Genomic DNA, 3,964 nt, shown 5'->3' on the forward strand with positions numbered 1-3,964 from the left:
ACTTGCATTGGGTGGCTCCTCCTATACGCAGATATGGACATCTGCAGTATGGCGCATTGCGACGCCGATTGGAGCAGGAGCCATCCACCCCATCATCTTCCATGGGCCGCATACTAGCATATGGGGCGTCGCTTGTCCGCTGGGGGCCGTCCATGTCGATCAGGCAGGCATAAACATCGGGGTATTCGCCGCGTCTACGCACTTCCGTTTCTAACTCAAAGCGGGCGCTTGGTTGGCTTGCGATAAATCAAGGCTGCAGCGTCTTCGGATTGATACGTTACCTCTCTGTTGGGAGGAGAGAGCAATGATCACATTGGAAGACGTTGAGGACATGTCTGCCTTAACTCGCGCAGAAATCGACGCGCTGGCAGAACATGAACACATCACGGCATTCGATGCCGCACTGATGGGCGATTACATGATGCATATGCATCATGGACCACAAAGGGTACATGAGATGCTTTGCGACGATATACGTATGGCTTTGCACGACGACAACGTACCCCATGCGCGTGAACTGTTTGCCGTGTTGCGAGGCTTTTTGGCTGAGCATCCGGAAGCTGCTCGCGGAGCAAGCTGACAGTCCGTGACCTTATCTCTTGGATGTTGCTTCCGCTTCAGCCCGCTTTGTGCGAATCCGGATTGCTCCTGATTTTGCGTTGCAGCGAACAGCGGCAATGGCGGGCCGCACTGCAGCATCAGATCACCATGCTCAAGGTCCTCTCTGGGCCGGAAGGGAACGCTCGGAGGATGCTTCAGGATGCACCCCAAGTCCTTTTGGCGGAACTGGAAGAATCGTACCTTCGGCGAGAGGTAACTCTGGAAGAAACCAGGGGCAGCTTGTTCCGGCAGATACCGGACCTTGATTCATGGTCCAGCTCACGACAGGTTGAGCCCAAAGTGCGCAATGTTGCCAAAGGCACGAATGACTGAAGACAGCCGGAAACGGTCACCAAAACCGATGTTTGTCCGAAATGGTGTAAGTAGACCTTGACGGTGGCACCATCAAAATAGAGAAATTCTCTCGGCCGGCTCACTATGAAGACGAATCGATCCCGATCCTGCCTGCCTGGGAGTGACGCGACGTTAACCGCCTTAGTTTTCCCCTCGGAGTAACATATGAAATTTCGCTTTCCGATCGTCATTATCGACGAGGACTTCCAGTCAGAGAATTCCTCCGGCTTGGGGATCCGCGCTGTCGCCGAGGCAATTGAAAAACAGGGGTTCGAGGTCCTTGGTACGACCAGCTATGGCGACCTTTCGCAGTTTGCGCAGCAGCAATCCCGCGCAAGTGCCTTTGTTCTGTCGATAGACGACGAAGAATTTACACCCGGTCCCGACCTTGATCCGGCTGTCCTCAACTTGCGGAATTTCATTGAGGAAGTCCGTTGGAAGAACGAGGATGTTCCGATCTACATCTACGGCGAAACCAAAACCAGTCGCCACCTTCCCAACAACATCCTGCGCGAACTGCATGGCTTTATTCACATGTTCGAGGACACACCCGATTTCGTGGCTCGCCATATCGTCCGGGATGCCAAGGCTTACCTTGAAGGCATCCAGCCGCCGTTTTTCAAAGCGCTGCTCGATTACGCCGACGACGGGTCGTTCTCCTGGCATTGTCCGGGGCATTCCGGTGGCGTTGCCTTCCTCAAAAGCCCCATCGGCCAGATGTACCACCAATTTTACGGCGAAAACATGCTGCGCGCGGATGTCTGTAACTCGGTGGAAGAGCTTGGCCAGCTCTTGGACCACAATGGCGCCATCGGCGCGTCCGAACGCAATGCCGCGCGGATCTTCAATGCCGATCACTGCTTTTTCGTGACCAACGGCACCAGCACCTCCAACAAGATGGTCTGGCACCATACGGTTGCGCCCGGCGATGTCGTCGTGGTGGACCGCAACTGTCACAAGTCCATCCTTCACAGCATTATCATGACCGGGGCCATCCCGGTGTTTCTCAAGCCGACGCGCAATCACTACGGAATCATCGGACCCATTCAGAAGGCGGAGTTCGAGATCGAGACGATCAAGGACAAGATCAGGGCCAATCCGCTGTTGACCCATATCGACGCCGACACGGTCAAACCGCGTATCGTCACGCTGACGCAATCGACATATGATGGTGTGCTTTACAACACAGAGACGATCAAGGAGATGCTGGATGGCTATGTGGACAACCTGCATTTCGATGAAGCCTGGTTGCCACACGCTGCGTTCCACCCCTTCTACAGCACTTTTCATTCGATGGGCAGCGACCGCGTCCGGCCAAAACATTCAGTTACCTATGCAACGCAATCCATCCACAAACTGCTGGCCGGGATATCTCAGGCAAGCCACGTGCTGGTGCAGGACAGTCAAGACACGAAACTGGACCGGCACCTGTTCAACGAAGCCTACCTGATGCACACATCAACCAGTCCGCAGTACAGCATTATCGCAAGTTGCGATGTGGCGGCGGCGATGATGGAACCGCCCGGCGGTCGCGCACTGGTCGAGGAAAGCATCCTTGAATCCCTCGATTTCCGTCGCGCGATGCGCAAGGTGGACGAGGAATATGGCCCCGACGACTGGTGGTTCGAGGTATGGGGCCCGACCGAGCTGGAGGACGAAGGCGTCGATCACCCCGACAAGTGGGTGCTACGCCGGACCGACGCCGAAGGCGTTCAGGAAGCCGACGGCAAGGACAGCTGGCACGGGTTTGGTGACATGGCGCGCGGGTTCAACTTGCTTGACCCGATCAAGGCAACGATCATCACGCCAGGCCTGAACATGGATGGCCGTTTCGAGGAAAGCGGCATCCCCGCCTCGATCGTCACCAAATTCCTGGCAGAACACGGCGTAGTTGTCGAAAAGACAGGGCTTTATAGCTTCTTCGTGCTGTTCACCATCGGGATTACCAAGGGACGCTGGAACTCACTTCTGACCGAACTCCAGCAGTTCAAGGACGACTACGACAGGAACCAGCCGCTTTGGCGCTCTATGCCAGAGTTCTGCGCCAAGCAGCCACATTACGAAACCTTCGGCCTCCGCGATCTGTGCCAACATGTGCATTCGCTTTATGCGAAATACGACATCGCCATTTTGTCGACGGAAATGTACCTGAGCGACCTGACTCCCGCGATGAAACCCTCAGATGCGTTCTCGCATATCGCTGCCCGCATGACAGACCGCGTGCCAATTGACGACCTTGAAGGACGGATCACCACCAGCCTTATCACGCCATATCCTCCCGGCATCCCGCTGTTGATCCCCGGAGAGGTGTTCAACAAGACGATAGTTGAATATCTCAAGTTCAACAGAACCTTTGCGCGGGAGTGCCCGGGGTTCGAGACAGATATTCATGGACTGGTGCAGGAAACGGGCGATAATGGCAGCATCGAATACTTCGCGGATTGTGCCGCGGAACGCTAAAGGACAACCTTCAACGCCGCCATGCAATGGAGCCTCTTTGAATTCGACACAGTGCCCGGTGGTCTGGCGCGGCATTGCTACGAGCTAGGCACGATAGCCATCCCGTGACTTTGATACAGCCGATGCCGCCAATTTCGCTAAGCACTGAAACCAGCCATTCGTGGCAAAGCCGTCTGGGAACGTTTTGTCCTGTTTGGATGGCTCCGTTTTTACAAGTCCTATCTTGTGGCTGGCGTTTTGCCCGAAGGCGCCTGGCTAGTGCCACCGTAGCGCGCCGCATAATGTTCCTGACCTGCATCAGATCGTTCACATCGCTCGTGATCTTCTGCCAGAGGTGCCCGGCCAGTTCGCCGTGGATGATCTTGAGGCGTTCGGCACACTCGCGTTGCAGCTCATGTATGCGCCCCTGAAGGTTAATAATTGTTAATAGCTGGAACCTCGTCACTCACGGCCCAAATGTATGTGTCGGCTGCTGTTCGCAATCGAGAATTTGGCACGATTTCGGAAATCGCTCATATGTATCCGGCCTGTTGATCGGCTCGCGGGCCGT

At 55.4% G+C, this 3,964-nt stretch carries 2 protein-coding genes; both read left to right on the forward strand.

Annotated features, from left to right (window positions below):
* Positions 1-304: 304 nt before the first annotated feature.
* Positions 305-580, forward strand: coding sequence for a hypothetical protein (locus tag BUB78_RS19735; protein ID WP_073201110.1), 276 nt, complete (start codon positions 305-307; stop codon positions 578-580).
* A gap of 539 nt (positions 581-1,119) precedes the next feature.
* Positions 1,120-3,414: an arginine/lysine/ornithine decarboxylase gene (locus tag BUB78_RS19745; protein WP_073201114.1), complete on the forward strand. Its 2,295-nt coding sequence runs from the start codon at positions 1,120-1,122 to the stop codon at positions 3,412-3,414.
* The last annotated feature ends 550 nt before the right edge of the window (positions 3,415-3,964 follow it).

The sequence above is a fragment of the Roseovarius marisflavi genome (assembly GCF_900142625.1).
GTDB classification, from domain to species: domain Bacteria; phylum Pseudomonadota; class Alphaproteobacteria; order Rhodobacterales; family Rhodobacteraceae; genus Roseovarius; species Roseovarius marisflavi.